The 23,148-nt window shown below is 40.5% G+C and carries 19 protein-coding genes and 1 pseudogene; 4 read left to right on the plus strand and 16 right to left on the minus strand.

The window, feature by feature from the left end; all coding sequences use genetic code 11:
• Nucleotides 1–398: 398 nt before the first annotated feature.
• Nucleotides 399–1,593, plus strand: a pseudogene (locus tag PCY07_RS09850) (transposase).
• Between the two features lie 36 nt (nucleotides 1,594–1,629).
• Here the strand turns inward: PCY07_RS09850 and PCY07_RS09855 are convergent.
• The 5 genes from PCY07_RS09855 to PCY07_RS09875 all read right to left on the minus strand — a co-directional run bounded on the left by PCY07_RS09855 (nucleotide 1,630) and on the right by PCY07_RS09875 (nucleotide 8,130).
• Complete coding sequence (locus tag PCY07_RS09855; protein WP_003010296.1) at nucleotides 1,630–2,556, minus strand: ATP-binding cassette domain-containing protein; 927 nt, start codon at nucleotides 2,554–2,556, stop codon at nucleotides 1,630–1,632.
• A 10-nt stretch (nucleotides 2,557–2,566) separates the two neighbouring features.
• Nucleotides 2,567–3,634: an ABC transporter ATP-binding protein gene (locus PCY07_RS09860; RefSeq protein ID WP_049518160.1), complete on the minus strand. Its 1,068-nt coding sequence runs from the start codon at nucleotides 3,632–3,634 to the stop codon at nucleotides 2,567–2,569.
• 11 nt (nucleotides 3,635–3,645) lie between these two features.
• A complete protein-coding gene (oppC, locus tag PCY07_RS09865; RefSeq protein ID WP_049475082.1) occupies nucleotides 3,646–4,572 on the minus strand; it encodes an oligopeptide ABC transporter permease OppC in 927 nt (308 codons plus the stop codon).
• Nucleotides 4,572–6,071, minus strand: a complete 1,500-nt coding sequence (locus PCY07_RS09870) for an ABC transporter permease (RefSeq protein WP_049518159.1) — start codon at nucleotides 6,069–6,071, stop codon at nucleotides 4,572–4,574. The genes oppC and PCY07_RS09870 overlap by 1 nt, the downstream gene beginning before the upstream one ends.
• 73 nt (nucleotides 6,072–6,144) lie before the next feature.
• Nucleotides 6,145–8,130, minus strand: a complete 1,986-nt coding sequence (locus PCY07_RS09875; protein ID WP_003015523.1) for a peptide ABC transporter substrate-binding protein — start codon at nucleotides 8,128–8,130, stop codon at nucleotides 6,145–6,147.
• A 204-nt stretch (nucleotides 8,131–8,334) separates the two neighbouring features.
• On the opposite strand from PCY07_RS09875, the gene PCY07_RS09880 reads away from it, so the two are divergent.
• Complete coding sequence (locus PCY07_RS09880) at nucleotides 8,335–9,576, plus strand: serine hydrolase (protein WP_049518157.1); 1,242 nt, start codon at nucleotides 8,335–8,337, stop codon at nucleotides 9,574–9,576.
• A 55-nt stretch (nucleotides 9,577–9,631) separates the two neighbouring features.
• On the opposite strand, the gene sufB is transcribed toward PCY07_RS09880, so the two are convergent.
• From sufB to PCY07_RS09925, 9 genes are all read right to left on the minus strand, one after another.
• Nucleotides 9,632–11,044 (minus strand): Fe-S cluster assembly protein SufB, encoded by a 1,413-nt coding sequence (gene sufB / locus PCY07_RS09885; RefSeq protein WP_003015477.1) that lies wholly within the window; start codon nucleotides 11,042–11,044, stop codon nucleotides 9,632–9,634.
• A gap of 32 nt (nucleotides 11,045–11,076) precedes the next feature.
• Nucleotides 11,077–11,511, minus strand: a complete 435-nt coding sequence (sufU, locus tag PCY07_RS09890) for a Fe-S cluster assembly sulfur transfer protein SufU (RefSeq protein ID WP_013904704.1) — start codon at nucleotides 11,509–11,511, stop codon at nucleotides 11,077–11,079.
• Nucleotides 11,498–12,724 (minus strand): cysteine desulfurase, encoded by a 1,227-nt coding sequence (locus tag PCY07_RS09895; RefSeq protein WP_301355020.1) that lies wholly within the window; start codon nucleotides 12,722–12,724, stop codon nucleotides 11,498–11,500. Before PCY07_RS09895 ends, sufU begins: the two co-directional genes overlap by 14 nt.
• Before the next feature lie 9 nt (nucleotides 12,725–12,733).
• The gene (sufD, locus tag PCY07_RS09900) at nucleotides 12,734–13,996 is read right to left on the minus strand and encodes a Fe-S cluster assembly protein SufD (RefSeq protein WP_301355019.1); all 1,263 of its coding nucleotides are present in this window, start codon (nucleotides 13,994–13,996) and stop codon (nucleotides 12,734–12,736) included.
• A 66-nt stretch (nucleotides 13,997–14,062) separates the two neighbouring features.
• Nucleotides 14,063–14,833, minus strand: a complete 771-nt coding sequence (gene sufC / locus PCY07_RS09905) for a Fe-S cluster assembly ATPase SufC (protein WP_003004238.1) — start codon at nucleotides 14,831–14,833, stop codon at nucleotides 14,063–14,065.
• A 132-nt stretch (nucleotides 14,834–14,965) separates the two neighbouring features.
• A complete protein-coding gene (locus PCY07_RS09910) occupies nucleotides 14,966–16,123 on the minus strand; it encodes a glycosyltransferase family 4 protein (protein WP_301355017.1) in 1,158 nt (385 codons plus the stop codon).
• A complete protein-coding gene (gene mecA / locus PCY07_RS09915) occupies nucleotides 16,120–16,857 on the minus strand; it encodes an adaptor protein MecA (RefSeq protein WP_013904700.1) in 738 nt (245 codons plus the stop codon). The genes PCY07_RS09910 and mecA overlap by 4 nt, the downstream gene beginning before the upstream one ends.
• 134 nt (nucleotides 16,858–16,991) lie before the next feature.
• Nucleotides 16,992–17,828: an undecaprenyl-diphosphate phosphatase gene (locus tag PCY07_RS09920; RefSeq protein ID WP_013904699.1), complete on the minus strand. Its 837-nt coding sequence runs from the start codon at nucleotides 17,826–17,828 to the stop codon at nucleotides 16,992–16,994.
• Nucleotides 17,829–17,936: 108 nt separating this feature from the next.
• Entirely contained in the window at nucleotides 17,937–19,844 is a 1,908-nt protein-coding gene (locus PCY07_RS09925; RefSeq protein ID WP_301355016.1) for a DUF2207 domain-containing protein, read from the minus strand.
• Nucleotides 19,845–19,961: 117 nt separating this feature from the next.
• Here PCY07_RS09925 and PCY07_RS09930 point away from each other — a divergent pair, with 117 nt between their 5' ends.
• Both PCY07_RS09930 and PCY07_RS09935 read left to right on the plus strand, forming a co-directional pair.
• A complete protein-coding gene (locus PCY07_RS09930) occupies nucleotides 19,962–21,524 on the plus strand; it encodes an ABC transporter substrate-binding protein/permease (protein ID WP_301355015.1) in 1,563 nt (520 codons plus the stop codon).
• On the plus strand, nucleotides 21,524–22,264 hold the full coding sequence (locus PCY07_RS09935) for an amino acid ABC transporter ATP-binding protein (RefSeq protein WP_301355014.1): 741 nt from the start codon (nucleotides 21,524–21,526) through the stop codon (nucleotides 22,262–22,264). The genes PCY07_RS09930 and PCY07_RS09935 overlap by 1 nt, the downstream gene beginning before the upstream one ends.
• A 119-nt stretch (nucleotides 22,265–22,383) precedes the next feature.
• Here PCY07_RS09935 and PCY07_RS09940 read toward each other — a convergent pair whose 3' ends face one another.
• Both PCY07_RS09940 and PCY07_RS09945 read right to left on the minus strand, forming a co-directional pair.
• Nucleotides 22,384–22,599 (minus strand): hypothetical protein, encoded by a 216-nt coding sequence (locus PCY07_RS09940; RefSeq protein ID WP_003004771.1) that lies wholly within the window; start codon nucleotides 22,597–22,599, stop codon nucleotides 22,384–22,386.
• Between the two features lie 108 nt (nucleotides 22,600–22,707).
• Nucleotides 22,708–23,148, minus strand: a 441-nt coding sequence (locus PCY07_RS09945) for an SPFH domain-containing protein (RefSeq protein ID WP_301556735.1), incomplete at its 5' end; no start/stop codon positions are given.

Here is a 23,148-nt window from a genome sequence, read left to right on the forward strand (position 1 = left end):
ATTGTTTTTTATTGTTCAGTTACTACAACTTTCATTGTAGCGCCCTGCACATTGGTTCGTCTTGTTCAGTTTTCAAAGGTCTTTGTCGCTCTCTCGCGACAACTATATTAGTATATCATGACCTCTCCTTACTGTCAACACTTTTTTTAATTTTTTTTTATTTTTTTTAAGATTTTTTTAAAAAAATCGAAAAAAGCCCAGAATACAGGCTTTTCATGCTTTAGAAAAATTACTTCTTTACAATTTTATTCTTTTATTAGATATAGTAAAAAACTCTGGCTCAATAATTCCTATAGCGGGGAAAACTATTCTATAGATTTTAGAACTTTTTACTTATAAACAAATACTCCTATAATAACTATAATGAAAAGCGACGAAACTACCATTAGGAAGAACCTATGGGACTCATTAAGGATACTTCAGAATTATTCGGAATTAAAGGCCCTAATATCATTATTTCATTCGTTTTGAAACTGATAATCATATTGAGATTCAAGTAAAATTCGATTATCCTGTACCATTATTCCCCATTGCCAAGGAAAGATTATTAAATAAGACTTTCAAAAACCTTCTAAACTTTCTCTTCTTGAACAAGCTGAAACTTCAACACTACTACGTCTAAAGAAACATTGTTTCCCGTGTAAAAGCTGTAGGAGTGTCATGATTGCCGAGACATCATTTATTAAGAATATATGTTATATCTCACCCCTTGTCCGAAAAAAAGTTACACACCCCCTAACTCAGAAGGTACCTCTAATGGATAATGCTTGAAAACTTCATGTGTCAACTTATACTGTCTATCGTAAGCATTACCAATTTACTTTCAAGAAACATTATGTCAAACTCTCAAAGATTATGTCCTGGAAGGAGTTTGGTTTTAAGAAAGGTGACTTAGTTTTTGTGACTCAAAACTATGAGTCCAGCGAACTCATTATCCTCTTCGATAAACGTCTCCAAATTACTATACAAAACTACTTTTTTTGTATTCATTGAAAGCTCGGCAAAAGGTCCAATTTATCACGATGGATATATCAGATCCTATATCCCATTGGCTCGAAAACGCTTTTTAAACGCTAAAATCGTTCTTGATCGTTTCCACATTTCCCATCACCTTGGTCGCGTTTTTTTAAAGACAAGATTTCAATTATGAACCATTTTTTTAAAAAGGCACTACCCTTTCGAGCCTTAAAAAAACACTGGCGAATCTTTCAAAAAGAAGTCCTTAAGTTATCTCTCAACTCTTTTCATTCAAAAACTTTCCGTCAAACCTTGATCACATATGAAGTCGTTGAGAAGACACTAGACTTTTCAGGAGAAGAGAGGAGATGAGTTCTTTGAGCTGATAGAGGAACGGTCCATCACCATTTAGGACTTTCCTTAGACACAAACGACACATCATAAATGCGCTAGAAACAGACGATTCAAACGCAAAACTCGAAGCGACTAATAAGTTGATCAAAGACATCAATCCTATTGGATTTGGTTTTAGAAGCTCTATCAACTTTAGGAAGCGTGTTTTCATCACTCTAAACATATAAAAAAGGGAAGACCTATCTGGTCCTCTCTAGAAGTTTCGTCATCCACTACAGTTGACAAAAAGGCATAAAGAAAATAGAGAGGAAAACCTCTCTATTTATATTCTTGTCTGTATTTGTTTTCTTCAGCTTTGTTAGCCCATACATAATGACCTGGTTTAATTTCAACCATTTGTGGTTTATCTTCAGAATAATCATGTTGTTCCGGATCATAAATTTTTAGAACTTTTTTACGTTCTAGAATTGGATCTGGAATTGGGACCGCTGAAAGTAGGGATTGAGTATATGGATGGATTGGGTGGTTAAATAGCTCTTCAGTTTCTGCTACTTCTACAATAACCCCTTTATAGATAACTGCAATACGGTCAGAAATGAAGCGCACAACTGACAAGTCATGGGCGATAAAGAGGTAGGTCAAGCCTAATTCTCTTTGGAATTTTTTCAAAAGGTTCAAGACCTGCGCACGTACTGAAACGTCAAGGGCTGAGATTGGTTCATCCGCAATGACAAATTCTGGTTCCATAACAAGTGCACGGGCAATACCGATCCGTTGACGTTGTCCACCTGAGAATTCGTGAGGGTAACGTGTCAAATGTTCTGCAAGAAGCCCAACTTCATGCATAATATTTTTTACTTTTTCCTGACGTTCTTCTTCACTGTTAAACAAATGGTGATTGATCAAACCTTCAGAGATAATATAATCAACTGTTGCACGTTCATTCAGACTTGCTGCTGGGTCTTGGAAGATCATTTGAATTTTACGGATCAACTCTGATTTTTCACTATGAGAGTTTTTTCCGTTGATCTTGCGACCGTCATAAATAATTTCTCCAGCACTTGTATCATTCAAACCGATGATAGCACGTCCAATTGTCGTCTTCCCACTTCCTGATTCACCAACAAGAGAGAAAGTTTCTCCCTTATTAATGAAGAAATTGGCATTCTTTACAGCAACGAATTTTTTACTTCCTTCACCGAAGGAAATTTCTAAATCTTTAATTTCAACTAATTTTTCAGTCATTTCCTTCCTCCTATTCTGTCATGTGAGTGAAGCCCATTTTTGAGCCAATCTTTTCGTGAAGGTTTTCGATTACTTCTGGTTTATGAACTGTTGGTGCATCTGGATGGAGCAACCATGTCTTAGCCCAGTGAGTATCGGTCACTTTGAAAGCAGGTGCCTCTTCTTCAAAATCAATCTGCATCGCATAGTCTGAACGAAGTGCGAAGGCATCTCCTTTGATTGGAGCATACAATGATGGCGGAGTCCCTGGAATAGAGTATAGATCACCATCTGAGGTTGATAATTGAGGCAAACTTGAAAGCAAGCTCCATGTGTATGGATGTTTTGGATCGTAGAAAATTTCTTCTACTTTACCAAACTCAACAATTTCTCCAGCATACATAACGGCTACTTTATCTGCAATACTTGCAACCACACCTAAGTCGTGGGTGATAAAGATAACTGTAAATTGGTATTCTTTTTGAAGGGATTTCAACAAATCAATGATTTGCGCTTGAATGGTCACGTCAAGGGCTGTTGTTGGTTCGTCACAGATTAAGATATCTGGACGGCAGGCCAAGGCGATGGCAATAACGATCCGCTGACGCATCCCACCTGAATATTGGAATGGATACTCATCAAAACGACGTTCAGCATCTGGAATTCCAACTTTCTCCATATAGTCCAATGCCATTTCTCTGGCTTCTTTAGCTGTTTTTCCTTGGTGTTTGATAATGACTTCTGTAATTTGTGATCCAATTGTATTAATTGGGTCCAAACTTGTCATTGGGTCTTGGAAAATTGTAGCGATCTTAGATCCACGAATATTTTCCCAATCTTTATTGGTCTTCAAATCAGTTAATTCTTGACCACGGTATTTAATCGAACCTTGGGCAATACGACCGTTATCTTCTAACATTCCGGTGAACGTTTTTGTCAAAACTGATTTCCCTGAACCTGACTCACCAACCAAGGCAAGAACTTCACCTTCTACTAGCTCAAGCGATACGCCACGAATAGCTGTCAGTACGCGATCGCGCACGTCAAATTCCACTACGATATCTTGAGCAGATAAAATAATATTGTTATTTGATGTCATATCTACTCCTCCTATCTATGTGTACGTGGGTCGCTGGCATCGGCCAAGTTTTGTCCGACGATAAAGAATGACAAGGATACTAAAATCAAAACAGTAAGCGGAATCCAGAATAGGTAAGCATTTGTAGTTACGTTTTGAGAATAGTCAGAAATCAACCGTCCCAAACTTGGAACTGTGATCGGAAGACCAAGTCCGAAGAAGGAAAGGAAAGCTTCGTAAGAAATAAAGCTTGGAAGCAACTGTGATGTTTGTGTCACGATAACAGATACCAATTGAGGCAAAATATTTTTCGTAACAATTTTCAAAGTTGGTGTTCCTAATGTTCGGCTGGCAAGGTTGTACTCCAAATCACGGTAACGCATGATTTGGACACGAATGGTATAAGCAATTCCGATCCATCCTGTTAAGGACATGGCAAGAATCAAGTTCCAGAAACCAGATCCCATTGAGTAAGTCAAGACGATAACGATCAACATAAATGGAATGTTTGAAATAACGTTATAAACTTCCATCATGATACGGTCGATAGATTTTGAGATCCCCCAAATTCCACCAACGATAACTCCGACCACCACGTTAATAACAGTGGCGATAAAGGAAATGATAATTGAATTCCGAGCACCAAACCAAACTCCATCAAAGAGGGATTTACCGTTATTATCTGTACCAAATAGTGCTTTCCCACTTGGTGGATTCAAACGTGCTGAAAAGTCATTTACCTTACTTACGTCGTTGTAATCAAAATTTGAAAACATCGGGTAGACAAAACTCATCAAGAGAATCCCAATCAAAATAGCAAGCATAATGATAGTGGTTCTTTTTTTCAAGAATTGTCTGAATACAGATTTCCAGTATGAATACGCTGGAGCATCGATTACTTCAGAGGCAAAGTCATCGCGTTTTACAAACTGAAATTTATTTTTATCGATTGTAGCCATTATTTGCCTCCTTTCGTATTCGTTAATTTAATCCGTGGATCAAGCACTGTCATCAAGATATCACCTAACATGGCAGCAAAGATACCAAGCGATGTGAAGATGAAGACAAGTCCGATGACCATGGTGTTGTTTGATGCTTTAATAGAGTCAATCAACATTTTACCCATACCTGGGAAAGCGAAGACTGTTTCAGTAAGTGTCGCACCTGAGATAACTCCAATGATAGAACCTGGAATACCAGATACCAATGGGACCATCGCATTTTTGAAGATGTGTTTTCTTGAGATCTCACGTTCTGACAATCCTTTTGAACGAGCAAAACGGACGAAATCTTGCGAATGGATATCGATCATGTAACGACGAATCCAAACTGCGATAAATGGCGCACTCAACAAACCAAGAATCAGAGACGGCAATACATATGAACGCCAATCCTGTGCTCCAAGTACTGGGAATGAGTCTGGAAGTCCAAAGAATGAACCTGCTAGACGCACAATGTAAACAAGGGCAATAGTTGGAAGAGACATCATAAATGTCAAGGTTGCTGTTGAGATGCTATCAAACCATGAGTTCTTGAACAGAGCCATGTAAGATCCTAATGGAATCGCAATCAAGTAAGCAATCGCAATACCAATCAAACCAATGATTGAAGAAGATGCAATCATGGATGGATTCTCATAGTTGCTCAACGTTGCTGTATAAGCGTCCCCTTTACCAAATCGACTGATGTCTTGTGAGTCTGCCTTACTTGGTGATTTGTAAGTACGTGAGTAGATATCGATTGAAGATGTCTTTTTACCTGTTGGGAAGTTCACTTCACTCTTCTTAGTCGTTCCTTGTCCTTGGGTAATCACTTGAAGAACAGGGGTATTTGAATAAGTTGGATATGAATTTCCAAGGTTTAAGGTTACAAAGTTTTGGTGTACATATGGGAATTGACCATTGAAGTACAAGAGGTATTTGTGTTTCGTACCTGAACCTACTACTGACCAACCAATAGATGGATCATTTTCAATACGGATATAGCGTTTCAGATTTGGATTGGAGGCATCTTTCACCCAACCTGGATGATCAAATTGAATTAAATTCGCATAGAAGCTGATGACACGTTCAAAAACCGGGATTTCACGCACTGCATAGAAGGACTTACTTTCTGGGAAACGTTGCAATTTCCAGCCATGACCTAGCTTATTAATGTATTTCGTATAGATCTTTTCATTGGCCGCGGTCGCATCAACTGTAACTGATGAATCTTCTTCACTTGCTTTTTGTTGTAAGCTCTTTGAATCCATGTATTCCAAATAACCCATGCGATCATAGACAGTATTTTCGTAGTTGATCTTCGAATCTTTTGTCTTCGCTACTTTATTATAGTTAGGGTCATTCTTAAAGATGAGATTTCTCGGTGTTAGCGTATAGATAATCATGTAGGTTAATGTCGTGACGAGAAAGATCGACACTAACGAACGCAAAATACGCATAAAAACATATTTTTTCATATTTCATTCCTTTAATGTCCAAAAGAACTTTCTCCCCTAGAAGAGAAAGTTCTAATGAAAAGCAATAATTTAATTATTTAACGTGTTTTTCAAGATCTTGTTGAGCTTTTTTGTTTGACTCAGCTTTTTCTTTTTGCCATTTTTCACGTGCTTGTTCGTATTGTTTCTTAGTAACTGGTTCATCTTGAACTTCTACATATTTGAAGTATGAAGATCCTTTGTTACCTGTTTGAGATGATGGGCCAGAGAATGGGACCACTTTAGAGATGACAGTTGCTGCACCTGTACTTGACATTGTTGGGATTACCAAGGCACTGTCACTCAACCAAGCTTGAGCAGTAGCATATTTTTCGTAACGTTTCGTTACATCCAATGACTCACTATTGGCATCTGCAAGAAGTTTTGCATACTCATCTAAGCCAACTGCTTTAGCAGAAGCGTTGTCCACACCACCTGCAAAACCAAGGTATACTTTTGTTTGGTCTTCTGAAGATGGTTGAAGTGTATCGAGGTAAGTTGATGGATCATCATAGTCTGGGTTCCATCCAACCAATCCTTGAAGGTCCCAATCAGCATCTGCTGCTGATGGTACATTCAAAGTAATGTTCAATACTTCATCTTGGTCCATCATTTGAAGATCAAGAACAACATTGTCTTTACCAAGAGTGTCTTCCACTGTTTGTTTCAAAGATTGCATACGAGCAACAAATCCTTTTGAGCTTTGTGCTACTGGTACATCAATATGAATCGGGAATTGAACGCCATCTTTTTGAAGTTCAGCTTTGGCTTTTTCAAGTTGGGCTTTGGCTTTGTCTTTATTGTAAAGACCGTCTTGACCATCTGCAAGGTTGATACCCTTCCATTGGTCTCCATAAGTAGTCAACTTATCGGCAACTACATCTCCAAAATCTTTTCCATTTACTTGCACAAAGGCTGGAGCTGTGTAGGTATTACGGATAGCTGGTTTAGCAAATTCTTTACTATTTAGCTGTGCAGAATAGCTTTCACGGTCTAACGCAAAGGTAATTGCTTGACGGAAATCTTTGTTCAAGATTGCTTTCTTAGTCGCAGCCTTTTCAGCATCTGATTTTTTAGCAGTGTGTTTGTATGATTGACGGTCGATGTTGAAACCAAGGACCGCTACACCTGAACCAGCTGGTGTGTTGTAGATATTGTCTTTGTATTTTTTCGAAATAGTTGCAAAGTTTGAACTTGCAGGGAACAAACGAGCAACTGTATAAGCCCCATCAGAGAAGCCACGTGCCAATGAATCTTGGTCTGATCCATCGTAGTAAGTAAGTTTCACTTCTTTAAGGTGAACGTTTTTCTTATCCCAGTAATTGTCGTTTTTTTCAAATACAACAGATGATTTTGAAGTAATAGATTTAAGAAGGAATGGTCCATTTGCAAGGATTGATTTCACATCGTTTGGTTGACCAAAATCATCACCCTTACTCTTCAAGAACTCTGTGCTAATTGGGAACAAAATTCCGTTTGTAGTTTTAGAATTCCAGAAAGTTTCTGGTTTATTCAATGTATACTCAAGTGTGTAATCATCAACAGCTTTGACACCAACTTGGCTAAAGTCTGTGATTTTCCCTTGAACATAATCATCCAAGCCTTTGATAGATCCTTGAACTAGTGGAAGAGTTTCAGATTTTTTATCAGCAGCGTGTTTCAAGCCTGTCACGAAGTCCTTGGCTGTAACTTCACCGTGTTCTTCACCGTCTGCATCGTACCATTTAACCCCTTTACGAATCTTGTAGGTATAAGTCAAACCGTCTTTTGAAACAGACCAATCTTCCGCAAGTGATGGTACGAGATTACCATACTTGTCATTTGCCATCAAACCATCTACAACATTTGTAGTGATATCATGTGTAGCAGCTTTAGAAGATACTGTGTAGTCCAAAGTTTGAGGATCATCTGAGTAAACATAACCATAGTTTTTGTCTTCACCTGAGCTTGCTTTGCTAGTGTTTGAACCAGAACATGCAGCCAACAATCCAGCCGCAAGGAGTGTTACTCCAGCAACCGCGAATACTTTACCTTTTTTCATAGGAATTCTCCAATAGTTTTTTTAGATTTGTTTAAGATTATATCACAACTAGAAAAAAAAGTAAACTAAATTTTCTGAATATTTGCGTTGTCACCATTCGAAAACCTTGATACGACTGACTTTTTAGCTTGATGATGATTTTCCAATTTTCTATTCAGATTTTGTATGATACAATAGAGAAGACTAAATAATGAGGAAATTACCGTGAAAAAATTCTTTCTTTCTTTTTTAACCTTCATCCTACTTTTATGCAGTCTACCACCTCAAAGGATTTTTGCGAACGAGCCGGATCTTCCTGTTCAAAGTGCCATCGCTGTCGAAGCAGACACTGGTAAGATCTTGTATGAAAAAGATTCGGATAAAAAGCGAGAAGTTGGAGGATTGTCTACACTGCTGACCACTTATCTAATTTTTGAAGCCATTCATGACAAAAAACTTTCGTTAAAAGACCCAATCAAATTATCCGAGGAGGCATTGGCCTTAAATGATATTAAAGGTGCTGGAATTCTTCCCATTGAGGCAAACCAATATACGGTTGATCAGTTATTGACTGCTCTTTTAGTTGGAAATTCTAGCACTGCCGCCTTCGCCTTAGCTGAGAAAGTGGGTGGCTCCGAAAAAAGCTTCGTTGAAAAAATGAAGCAAAAACTTTCTGAATGGGGCATTCAATCACCTCATTTAATTAATGCTACCGGATTAAATACTCAAACCATCAGCGGAGATCCTGACGGGAAAGAAGACGAAAATCAATTGAGTGCTTATGATATTGCTGTTATTGCCAAACACTTACTCCAGGATTTTCCTGAAGTGACCAAATATACTTCAAAACCCACTGCTCTTTTTTCAAACACGCAGATTGAAAACCCCAACCTAATGCTAGAAGGGATGCCGAATTACCGTTCTGGAGTCGACGGCCTTCGAGTCAGCAACTCCACCAAAGGAGGAATTACCTTTGCTGCATCAACGACGCAAAATGGTATCCACATGATCACAGTTGTCTTAGGAGTTGAAGCAGTTGACGGTGATCCTTATGCACGCTTTGTAGCAACTTCATCACTGATGAATTACGTGGTACGAACCTTTGTTTCTTCCATTGTCGTAAAGAAAGGAGATACCTATGGAAAAAGTAAGGTCGCCATTACGGATGGGAAGTTTGAGTCCGTTTCGGCTGTTGCCAAAAAAGACTTCTATGTCGTGGTAAAACAAGGCAATCAAACTGAACCTAAGATCCAATTCAAAAGTAGTCAAAACCAATTCAAAGCCCCTGTAAAATCTGGAGATGATGTTGGAATTCTCCAATACTCAGATCCAAATAAAATCGGGCGAGGCTACTTAGAAGATCAAGAGCCGACAGTCGATATGGTAGCAGGAAAAACCGTTGAGAAAAGCTTTTTCTTAAAGGTTTGGTGGAATCAATTCGTCCGTTATGTCAACGAAAAATTATAAGCAAAAAATCACAATGGAGTCAAATCCATTGTGATTTTTGATTGATGAAAATGAATTATCCTACAGATCCTTCCATTTCGTAACTAATAAGTCGGTTTAACTCAACGGCATATTCCATTGGAAGTTCTTTTGTAAAGGGCTCTACAAATCCCATGACAATCATTTCTGTCGCTTCTGACTCAGACAGTCCACGACTCATCAAATAATAAAGCTGTTCTTCTGAAATTTTTGAAACCTTTGCTTCGTGCTCCAAAGCAACTTGTGAATTGTGAATTTCATTAAAAGGAATCGTGTCTGATGCTGACAAATCATCCATAATAATGGTATCGCACTCAATATGAGAAACAGATTTTTTAGAATCCTTGTTAAATGTAACTTGTCCACGGTAGTCTACCTTTCCGCCACCTTTCGCAATAGATTTTGATACGATAGACGAGCTGGTATGAGGGGCATTGTGGATCATCTTAGCACCTGTATCTTGGTGTTGACCTGCATTAGCGAAGGCAATGGACAACATGGTCCCGCGCGCTCCTTCTCCATCTAGATAAACAGATGGGTACTTCATGGTTGTCTTGGCTCCTAAGTTCCCGTCGATCCACTCAACTGTAGCATCTTTTTGGGCTTTGGCCCGCTTGGTGACCAAGTTGTAGACATTGTCAGACCAGTTTTGGATAGTCGTGTAGCGCATATAAGCACCATCCAAGGCAAAGATCTCAACAATCGCTGCATGGAGGCTATTGCTTGAGTAGGTCGGCGCTGTACAGCCTTCTACATAGTGGACACTTGCTCCCTCATCCACGATAATCAACGTGCGCTCAAACTGACCTGTATTTTCATTGTTGATACGGAAGTAAGTTTGAAGGGGAACGTCTACTTTTACGCCTTTTGGTACATAAATGAAGGTTCCACCAGACCAGACTGCTGAGTTGAGGGCAGCCAATTTGTTATCCGTTGGCGGTACCAACTTCGCAAAATACTGTTTGAAAAGATCTGGATATTCTTTTAAGGCAGAATCGGTATCAGTAAAGATAATCCCTAACTTTTCAAACTCTTCTTTCATATTGTGGTAAACCACTTCTGATTCATACTGAGCAGAAGCACCTGCTAAGTAAGCACGTTCCGCTTCAGGAATCCCGATACGCTCAAAGGTCTCCTTGATTTTCTCCGGAACTTCGTCCCATGAACGAGCAGGTTTATCCGAAGGTTTTTGATAATAGATCAAATCATCAAAGTCAATCTCTGATAGATCAGCTCCCCAGGTTTGCATGGGCATCTTTTTGAAGGTCTCAAAAGATTTCAAACGGAATTCGAGCATCCATTCTGGTTCATTTTTTGCTGCAGACAATTCACGAATAACCGCTTCATTCAATCCCTTCCCGGTAGAGAGAATGGGTTGAACGTCATCGTGAAATCCAAATTTATATTCACCGAGATCAATTGGTTTCGGTTCGACTCTTTCTTCAGCCATAATTTCCTTTCTTTCTCTGTTTCTTCTTTTAACTAATTACTACGTTCGATCGCTTTTTTAAGAGCATTCCAGGAGAGGGTCGCACATTTAATCCGCTGTGGGAATTTTGAGACTCCAGATAAGAAGGCTGCATCTCCCAACTCCTCTTGCCGAGGATCTGATTGGCCTTGGACCATTTCTGAAAAGACCTGTGCCAATTCTTCAACTTCCTCTTTTGTTTTTCCCATTACAGCATCCGTCATCATACTAGCTGAAGCGGTTGAGATCGTACAGCCTGAATTCACAAAGGCAATATCTTCAACCCTGTCATTCTCATCAAATTTCACACTTAACTGGATCACATCTCCACAAGTTGGATTGTTGAGTTGGATCTGATCAACATCTTCAATCTGTCCTTGGTGGTGGGGGTGTTTTGAATGGTCAGCTACGACCGCCATGTACAGCGAATCTAATTTAGAAAGTGCCATTGAAAAACTCCTTTGCTTTGACCAATGCCTCAATTAATTTATCACAGTCCGCCTTGGTGTTGTAGATATAAAAACTTGCTCTCGTTGTCGCTGGGACTTGCAGGTATTGAAGGAGAGGTTGTGCACAATGGTGACCTGCACGAACGGCAATCCCTTCGTAATCTAGAGCTGTTGCCAAATCATGCGGATGGAGATCTCCTAGATTGAAGGAAATGACGCCAGAACGTTGGGCTAAGTCTTGGGAACCATAGATAGTCAAGTCTTCGATAGCCTGTAATTTTGGAAATACATAGGCAATCAATTCTTGCTCATGCGCTTCTACCTGGTCCATTCCCAACTCCTCTAAATAATCGATCGCTGCACCAAGACCAATTGCGCCCGCCATATTAGGCGTCCCAGCTTCAAATTTCCAAGGCAATTCCTTCCAAGAGGCAGATTGCTCGTAGACAAAGTCAATCATCTCGCCCCCGAACTCGATTGGAGACATTTGCTCTAAGATTTCTTCCTTCCCATAGAGGACACCAATCCCTGTTGGTGCAGCCATCTTGTGGCCAGAAAAAGCAAAGAAATCCGCATCTAAGTCTTGTACATCAATGGCCATATGAGGGGTTGATTGAGCACCGTCTACGACCATGATCGCTCCAACTTCATGAGCTAATCGAGTAATTTCCTTGATCGGATTGACCACCCCTAAGACATTCGAAGCATGGGTGATGGAGACAAATTTTGTCCTTTCACTAAGCTTGCTCTTTAAGTCCTGCATATCCAGTAAGCCATCTTTTAGATAGACATAAACCAGTTTTGCTCCTGTCTTCTTGCAGGCTTGCTGCCAAGGAATGATGTTGGAGTGATGTTCCATGATGGAAATCAGGACTTCATCCCCTTCCTTTAGGACTTCTTCTGCATAGCGGGCCACCCAGTTGAGTCCAGTCGTTGTCCCTCTTGTAAAGAGCACCTCCTTGGTTGATGAAGCGTTGATAAATTTTCTAACTTTCTCACGCGCCACCTCATAGGCTGCTGTCGCTCGTTCAGCCAAAGTATGGACTCCACGATGGACATTGGCGTTATCTTGCAAATAATAGTGATTAACTGCTTCAAGAACACGTTTAGGTTTTTGCGTCGTCGCTGCATTATCTAGATAAACCAAAGGCTCATCGTGAACTAGTTGATCGAGAATGGGAAAATCTTGAGCAATCGTATTTTTATCTAGCATTGTTTCTCCTTAGCGTTGAGATAACTTTTCTTCGATGGTGGCAATCATTTCATCACGTACTTCTTTAACTGGGATTTCAACAATAACAGATCCCAAGAAACCACGCACCACTAAACGTTCTGCTGTGTGTTGATCCAGACCACGACTCATAAGGTAATACATATCTTCTGGGTCCACTTGACCGATCGATGCAGCATGGCCTGCCGTGACGTCATTTTCATCAATCAAGAGGATTGGATTGGCATCTGAACGCGCTTGATCCGATAGCATCAAGACACGGCTTTCTTGCTGAGCATCTGCTCCTTTGGCCCCTTTTATAATATGACCAATTCCGTTGAAGGTCAAGGTTCCTTTTTCAAGAATAACCCCGTGTTGTAAGATATTTCCGATCGAGTTGCAACCAAAGTTGGTCACACGGGTGTCAATTCCTTGCACCTGACGACCGCTTGATAAGGCAACGACTTTCAAATCTGCATGACTTCCGTTTCCAACCAAGTCACTGTCAAAGTCTGCAACCACGTTGCCTTCGTTCATAACACCGATAGCCCAATCAATGCTGGCATCCTGACCTAGTTTCCCACGTCGACTGATGTAGGCTGTAACATTTTCACCCAGGCGGTCAATCGCCGCAAATTTCACTTGGGCACCTGAGCGGGCGATCACTTCAACCGTCACATTCGCAGTTGCTTTTGCTGAGCCATCACCTTTTGATTCCAAGCGTTCCAAATAGCTGAACTTGCTGTTTTTTCCTGCGATAATCAAAATGTGCTTATTAAAAGGTACATCACTGTCGCTATCCTGGTAGAAAATACCTTCGATTGGTTCTGAAATTTCGACGTTATCTGGAATATAGAGAACAGCCCCACTATTAAAATAAGCTGTGTGGTATGCTGCTAGTTTGTCATCATCGTATTTAACTGAAGACATGAAGTAGTCTTCCATCACCTGCGGAATTTCTTCTAGGGCAGTATGGAAATCTGTAAAAAGAACTCCTTGGTCTGCCAAGGCTTGTGGCACCTGTTCAAATACAGTCTGAGTTCCAACTTGGACCAATTTTAAGTTCGAATCGAGGGCTGTAAAATCAGGAACATTGGCAGAAACCTCGCTTTCTGTGATCGTTCCATCGCCAAGATTCCAGCGATGGAATTTTACGCGTTCAATCGCTGGCAATTCCAACTGATCAATCTTGTTAAAAGCTTTTTTTCGTAAATCCTGCAGCCAGCTTGGCTCAGCATGCAGTTCCGAAAAGAGGGTAATATTTTCAATACTCATTTTTTTCTCCTAATAAAGATACTATCTGTTTGATTTTATGACAACATGAGATCACTTGTCATCAGGTTATAGTTCTTCTTTATAGTCGTAACCGAGTTCTTCTGCGAGTTGGGCATAGCCTTCACGTTCCAAGCGTGCAGCCAATTCTGGCCCACCTGAAAGCACGACACGACCTTCCATCATCACATGAACTACGTCAGGAGTAATATAGTTCAACAAACGTTGGTAGTGGGTGATGATCATCGCTCCAAAACCTTCACCCCGCATTGCATTAACCCCTTTAGATACGACCTTAAGAGCATCGATATCCAAACCAGAGTCAATTTCATCCAAAAGGGCAAATGTTGGTTCCAACATTAACAATTGAAGGATTTCATTGCGTTTTTTCTCACCACCAGAGAAGCCTTCGTTCAAATAGCGTTCTGCCATTTCTTCTTTCATGTTGAGCAGTTCCATCTTTTCATCCAATTTTTTGATGAAATCACGAATGGAGATCTTCTCGTCCTCTTCTTTACCAGCATTCATGGCTGCACGTAAAAATTCTGCATTGGTAATCCCTGGGATTTCTGAAGGGTATTGCATGGCAAGGAACAAGCCCATCCGTGCACGTTCGTCTACTTCCAATTCCAAGATGTTGACACCATCAAACAGAATCTCCCCTTTGGTTACTTCATAATTTGGGTTTCCCATAATGGCAGCTGACAGAGTAGATTTCCCTGTTCCGTTTGGTCCCATGATGGCTGCGATCTCACCAGTTTTTAGGGTCAGGTTTACACCTTTTAAAATTTCTTTGCCTTCAATTTCAACATGAAGGTCTTTAATTTCTAATGTCGACATTGCATTCCCTTTCTTTTTGCCTTGAAGTTTTAAAGCCTCAAAAAGAGGACTCCTTCATCACAAAGTATTTTTTTACCTTTCAAGTATATCAAAAAAAAGCCTAATTGGCTTTTCTTTTGATTAGAACTATTCTTATTTAGTTTTTTCTTTTCGTTTTTGACGAACTTCCTCCCGATAGGAAGAATTCCCTATATAGCGCAGAACATTTAACAAAGGACTATGATGCGGCCCCAAAATCCCAATTAATTCTGCTAACAACTCCACTCCAAACAAAAGTCCTATCACGAGCAAAATGCCCCCAATTCGACTTGAAATATTGAGCAGTAGAGAAATCAAGGAAAAGATCATCGAGATCCCATAGATCACAAGTACTGTCCCTCGGTGCGTCAAGCCTAAAGAAAGCAGACGGTGATGTAGGTGATTGCGATCCGGTTTGTAAAATTTTTGACCAGACAAAGTCCGACGGATAATGGCTAAAAAGGTATCTGTAATCGGAACTCCGAGGATAATCATTGGCGTGACTACCGCAACAGCTGTCGCATTTTTCAAGCCTTGCAAAGACAAGACAGAAATCATAAATCCGATAAACAGAGCACCGGTGTCTCCCAGATAAAGAATGGCTGGATGGTAGTTAAAGGGGAAAAATCCAGCGATTGCTGCAACTAAAACAAAAATGGTCATGGTCAAGAAGAGATTTGGAACTGGCAGAAAGAAATAGGAAACAATCCCCATTGTCACTAGAGAAATAATGGATACACCACTCACCAAACCATCTAATCCATCAATCAAATTGACCGCATTGGTAATAGAAATGATCCAAATCACTGTTAAAAGATATGATAACCACGGATCAAAATGAAGCAAAGGACCACCAAAGGGAATCTTGAAATCATTCAGCCTGAAATCGGTCAAAAACCAGACTATACTCGCTGCAAGAAGAATGCCAATCATCTTCTTCTTGGCTGACAATTCTTTCACATCATCGATCAAGCCTGTAAGAGCAATGATCCATCCTGCACCTACAACCGGCAAGGTATAAGAGAGATAACTTTTGATTGGTGCAGCATTAGATGTCAGCATAGGAATGAATACTAAGGTTGCGATCGAAAAGGCGATTACAATAGATAATCCACCAGCACTTGGCATGGGCTTGGTATTGATTCGTCGAGCATTAGGGTAATCAACTGCACCGATTTTAAATGATAATAAACGAACCAAAGGCGTCAACACAAGCGCAATCAAAAAGGTCCCGATCAATATCAGAATAAATTGCAGAGAAAAGGACATCATAAACTAGCAACTTTCTTTAAATTCTCTATCGCACCTGATACCATCAATAAATACCCATGCTCCTGTAAAACTGCCCGTGTCACTTCTGAATCATCCGCATACTCTCGAATAGTTGCGAGTAACCACGTAGGATATTGGATAGGCTGATTCTCTGTATCAATTAGCACTGTCAAATAATATTCCGACCCCATCTTGTACAATTCAGAGGTATCTACTGGGTAAGTCACCGTTTTGGAAAAGGCAACTGCTTGCTGGATATTCGAAAAACGCAAAATGTAATAAATATACTGAGTCACTGGGGATTCAGGTGTCGGATCTTGTTCTTGATTATCACGTAACTCTTCTTGTTCCAAATGGTGAATGGCTTCTGCATCCCCTTTTGTCTTATCAGAGATTGTTTTTTCCAAGGTTTTGATAAATTCATCTGGCGTCATGCGCGACAACTCTTCCATATCAGGAAGATCTGACAAATCCTCAAAATCCAATTGTTGGTCAATTTTTGATTTGGTAACAAAAACATCCAATTTATCTGGTTTTGGCGTCACACGAAAACTCAGCATCCCGCTATCCAGGAAGCTTTCTGGCATTTCGAGTTCATCCAAAATGGCGTAGAAAAATTCTTCTGTTTTTTCTTGTGGGACAAGAAAATCAGCAATTTCCATCCCACGTTCTTCTAAGTCTTCTAGTTGGATCGTGATCTTAATTGTTGAATCACTAATTTGCTTCATCTTCATAGCATAACCTCATACTTCTAGTCTTACTATTATACTAAAAAATTGGATAGAATTCAAAAAAAGGATGCATAGAAAAGAGGTCGGGACAAAAGTCTCCAACCTCGAAAATAATTTGATAGAGTTCAAGCCTTCTCTTAGAAAATAACACGGAAGAGGCCATACAATAACAAGATGGAACCAAGAACGATCCGGTATTTCCCAAAGACGGTGAAATCATGATTTTTCACATAATCTGTCAAGAAGCGGATGGCGTACATGCTGACCACAAAGGCCACTCCCATCGCTACCAGTAGAATAAAGAGTTGCCCCAGTGCTAGTGAATGTCCGCCAAGAGCGAATTTTCCAACCTTTAAGAGGCTAGCACCAAACATAGCTGGGATCCCCAAATAAAAGGTAAATTCTGTCACTACTGGACGGCTAACACCATTGATCAAGCCACCTACAATCGTAGCACCTGAACGGCTTGTTCCTGGAAATAGCGATAAAACTTGGAAGAGTCCGATATAAAGAGCTGTTCGATAAGGTAGCTTATGCAATTCCGTTACCGCTGGCTCAACTTGTTCTCGTCTTTCCAGATAGATAAAGGCAATCCCGTAGGTGATCAACATAATCGCAACAGAAATAGAATTGTGAAAATGAGCCTCAAACCAATCATCTAATTTAAAAACAAAGACAAGCGGGAGCGTTGCAACCGCAACTTTTGCCCATAATTGCCAAGTTCGACGTACTTCTAGTGGAGATTTACCAGGTTTGAAGGGATACAATTTATCGAAATAAATCACCACAACCGCTAGGATCGCACCCAATTGGATCACGACATTGAACATCTCCATAAAGGCTGGATCTTGATTTTTAAACTGCACAAAATCCTGTAACAGAATCAAGTGACCTGTACTTGAGATCGGCAACCATTCTGTAATCCCCTCGACAATCCCAAAAAGAACCGCCTTGATTAATTCGATCAGAAACATCTTTTTCTCCTAAACTTACATTTGCTCTATTATATCATAATTCTATTCGCCAGGCTAGATCGCTCCAGCCAGTATGGCCGGAGTGACTATGACTGATCTTTTGGCTTATTAGAAAGCACCAAAGCCTCCGCCGCCACCACCGCCAGAGAAGCCTCCTCCACTACCAGAGGAAACTGTGAAATGACTAGCCGTCGATGCTGTCGATCCATAAGTAGACATGGCATGACTTGAGTGGGTCACATCATGATAGAATGGGGTGTAAACGAAGGCGTTTAAGGCTTGATTTTCTAAATGAATATTCCGAAGTTTCATGACCTTTGTGACCTGATCGGCTACACCATACAAGGCCGCATAGACCAATAACCGATTCCATAGGACCAGAGACTGCAACTCTGCATCGTTGAGGTGAGCAATCTCTTTCAACATCCGACCAAAACTATCCCAGTAATAGCGTTGCTCAGCACCCGCAAGATTGACAACCCCATCTCGTAGACAAGCTTTAAAAACACCATTGAAGCGCACTGGCATAAACCAAAGTATGAGGATCCCTATCAAACAAGGAACAGAGAACCAACCCATCCCAAAGATGGCAAAGATTTCTGCTCCAAGAGCGATAAACCAAGCAGCCCAACCAAAGAAGAGACTTTGTCTAGCTTGCGCTTCTTCTTTTGCCTCTAAAGGGCGATAGTAGCTTGGCAAATGGAGATCTTCCACCTTGCGATGAACATCTCGGGCCACTTGGTTCACAGCCGTATCAAAACGAGCCTGAGCCTTACTTCCTAGTGAACGAATCGCATCTTGATCTGCTTTTTTGGCATGTTTGTATACATCATCACTAAATTCATAATTCTCAAAGAGACGGTTTACAGGACAGGAAACCTGATCCCCAAAAGCCATATTCATAAAGGAGCGTTCAAAATCATCCACATGTCCATGAGACTTTCTGGTCAAAACGACTTCATTTCCTTGCTGCTCGTAGACAATCACTCCACGATCCATCAAATCCAGCAATGTAGCTTGAAGCATTTTTTCAAATGTAAACACCGGAGGAGTTGCCTTCTCTTTATTGGTAGGGGAGGCCTCGTCTAGTTCGGCTGAATAAACAACCGAACTCATAATTAGAGGTGCAATGTCCTGTGGAATCTCATAAAGACGAGTATTGGTCGGATAGGTCACACCAGGCCAAATCATTTTTTTGAACCGGTTGCGGCCCAAGAGAGCAAGAAGCCAGAGTGCAAAAATCAAGACTGGCAAGATCCAATTCCAAAACATGCGTGTCCAGTATTTTTCCTGTTCAATTTTAGCTTGGTTTTTGTGAAATTCATCCAATTTGGTCAATCCTGTATTTCGACCAGAATCATACAAGGTAGTTAGGTCTGACTTCAACCAGTAACCATACAACTCCACAGCCTTTCCTTTGCCTAGGTTATAGAAAGTGGCAGAATAGATTCCATCTTCTTTCTTCACAGTCACATCCGGTCCCATAAAGGCTGTATGGATATACAGTTCCGATTGGGCATTGGCGGGCGCGAACTTAGGGATGATACGAAACTGAACTTCATCAACCTTCTGATCACCATCAGTAATTGGTTTCCAGTTCAACTGCAAGATATCCTTGTGTGAATAAAGAAGATTTTTTAATTTCCATGTGACTTTAATTTTGACTGTATCTGTCGCCACACCACTGTTATAAATTTTCACTCGGTAGCCATCACCTAGATTCGTAATCTCGGGTTCTCTTTGAAGATCACGACCTTCCACCTCAACCTTTGGCGGTATCTCAATTGCAAAGCCTTGTGGCATGTTCCCCGCCGTTCCTAGACTGACATACTGCCCTCTATAAGAATCTTTGAAATAATAAACCAGTTCTTCCTCATAGGTGGCGTCGTCCCAGGTATCCAAGGTCAAGGTTCCACCATAGAAAAGCACATCATAAGACGGGCTAGATGCATGGACATTCTGACTGACAAAAAGGCAGGCCAGAAAGGCGAAAAATACATACAAATACTTTTTCATTTGATCACGCTCCTTTGTATTATTATAGCATTTTTTAAATAAAAAGAGGACCATATTTGAAATGCAGCCTATTTTACTGTACAATAGGAGAAGTTAAAATAAGGAAGAGGAGAAAAAATGAAAAAAACAATATTTGCGCTCTTAACAGGGCTTTTCATTTGCTTAGGGATCACACAGATTGCTCATGCAGATGAATATTTACGTATTGGGATGGAAGCAGCTTATGCTCCTTTCAACTGGACCCAAGAAGATGATGCAAATGGAGCTGTTAAAATTGACGGTATCAATCAATATGCCAATGGGTACGATGTCCAAATCGCCAAAAAAGTTGCTGAGGAGTTAGGTAAAAAACCTCTGATCGTAAAAACATCTTGGAACGGTTTAATTCCAGCCCTCACTTCTGGTAAAATCGATATGATTATCGCTGGGATGAGTCCAACCGCTGAACGTAAAAAAGAGGTCGCCTTCTCCAAGAGCTACTATACCAGTGAACCGGTCATGCTCGTTCGTAAAGATGGAAACTATGCAAACGCCACTAGTCTAGATGACTTTAAGGATGCAAAGGTCACCTCTCAACAAGGGGTCTACCTCTATTCTCTCATTTCCCAACTCAAGGGTGTGAAACAAGAAACTGCAATGGGTGATTTTGCCCAGATGCGTCAAGCTTTAGAATCGGGTGTTATTGATGCCTATGTTTCTGAACGTCCCGAAGCCCTAACCGCCGAGTCCGCTAATTCTAAATTTAAGATGATTCAATTCAAAAAAGGATTTGAAGTTGGGGAAGAAGATGCGACTATCGCTATCGGGATGAAGAAGGGTGACACTAGAATTGACCAAGTCAATGCCGCACTAGCTAAGATTTCGTCTGAAGACCAAGTCAAACTCATGGATGATATGATTAAGAAGCAACCAGCTTCCAGTGATGCTAGTGATGATAAGCAGACTTTCTTTAGCCAAATGATGAAGATTTTAAAGGATAATGGCCCACAGTTCTTACGGGGAACTGGAATGACCCTCTTAATCTCTATGACTGGAACTATCGCTGGGTTGATTATCGGTTTGTTAATCGGTGTCTTCCGGACAGCTCCGAAGGCTAAAAATAAATTCCTTGCTGGATGCCAAACTGCCTTTGGTTGGTTCCTCAATGTCTACATTGAAATCTTCCGTGGAACTCCGATGATCGTTCAATCCATGGTCATTTTCTACGGTTCCGCCCAAGCCTTCAACATTTCCTTGGATCGTACCTGGGCCGCCATCTTTATCGTATCAATCAATACCGGAGCTTATATGAGTGAGATTGTTCGTGGTGGGATCTTAGCAGTGGATCCAGGTCAGTTTGAAGCAGCGACTGCTCTAGGAATGACCCATGGACAAACCATGCGCAAGGTCGTCCTTCCACAGGTTGTTCGCAATATCTTGCCAGCAACAGGGAATGAATTTGTTATTAACATCAAGGATACATCTGTTTTGAATGTTATCTCTGTAGTTGAACTGTACTTTACAGGAAATACGGTCGCAACTCAAAACTACCAATACTTCCCAACCTTTACGATCATCGCTGTGATTTACTTCGTTCTCACCTTTACTATCACACGAATCCTTCGCTACATCGAACGTCGCTTAGATTCTGATACTTATACTACAGGTGCAAATCAAATGCAAGTCAAGGAGGTGAAATAATGTCAGAAAAAATTCTTGAAATTCAACATTTAAAAAAATCTTATGGTCAAAATGAGGTTTTGAAAGATATTTCGCTCACCGTTGAAAAAGGAGAGGTGATCTCCATCATCGGGAGCTCTGGTAGCGGAAAATCAACCTTCCTTCGCTCCATCAATCTTCTAGAGACTCCTACTGCTGGAGAGATTCTCTATCGTGGGCAAAATGTTCTTGATCCTGAGTATGATCTTACCCACTACCGCGAGAAATTGGGGATGGTTTTCCAAAGTTTTAATCTCTTCGAAAATTTAAACGTCTTGGAAAATACCATCGTAGCACAAACGACCGTCCTCAAGCGTGATCGTGAAACTGCAGAAAAAGTTGCCAAAGAAAACCTTGAAAAAGTCGGTATGGGATCTCAATATTGGTCTGCCCGTCCGAAACAACTTTCAGGTGGTCAAAAGCAACGGGTCGCCATCGCACGTGCTCTCTCAATGGATCCTGATGCCATTCTCTTCGATGAACCGACTTCTGCCCTAGACCCAGAAATGGTTGGGGAAGTCTTGAAAATCATGCAGGAGCTTGCAAAAGAAGGACTCACCATGATTGTCGTCACCCACGAAATGGAATTTGCCCGCGATGTCTCTAGCCGGGTCATCTTCATGGACAAGGGTGTCATCGCTGAGCAAGGTGATCCAAAAGAAATCTTTAGCAATCCAAAAGAAGAACGGACCAAGGAATTCCTTCAACGCTTCTTACATTAATCTCTTGAAACAGTTTGCTTACCAGTATAGAAGCAAGCTGTTTTTTTGTACCGCTTCTGCTTTTGAGGCATAGAAAAAACCAGAGAGCAAACTCTCTGGTTTTCAATTGGAACAACAAATTAATCTTCAAATTTTTGATGATTTTTGTCATAAAAATCAATCAATCCAAGTGCCGTTTCAAACGAGATGTTCTTTACTTTTGCACGTCCTTGAGCCAAGGCAATGATAGACATTTCACGGGCATTTGTTTCTTTACTGATACGATACCCAGTAATTTTCTTATCACGTACCCATCCAACAACTGATTCTACTTTTTCAAAGTTCGATTTAGCCATGATCTTTCTCCTATATTATTATTTCCAATACTAATATAAATTTTTTTGCACATTTTGTCAACTAAAATCGCTGAAAATACGAACCTTTTTTAAAAAATGAAAAAAGGTTTACTTTGCTTTCAAGGCTGATAATATTTGTGTACGAATGTTTTCGACGCCATCTGGGTTTGCTGGTAGGAAAATCGTATTATTCCCTTCTTTATCTGCAAAATTATTTAGGGTATCTAAGTACTGGTTGGTTAGGAGAATAGACATGATTTGTTCTTCGGTCAAGTCTACATTCGCGCCTTTTAACTCTTTAATAGAGTCTGCCAATCCATCGACAATGGCCTTCCGTTGCTCGGCAATACCAACCCCGTGCAAACGGTCTTTTTCCGCCTCAGCTTCGGCAGCAGTAACGATCTTGATCTTATCTGCTTCTGCCAACTCCTGAGCTGCCACGCGTTTTCTTTGCGCTGCATTGATCTCATTCATGGATTGTTTCACTTCAGCATCTGGCTCAACTTTGGTAATCAAGGTTTTAACAATAATATATCCATAAGTTGACAT

This window comes from Streptococcus sp. SP1, assembly GCF_030440005.1.
GTDB lineage: Bacteria > Bacillota > Bacilli > Lactobacillales > Streptococcaceae > Streptococcus > Streptococcus parasanguinis.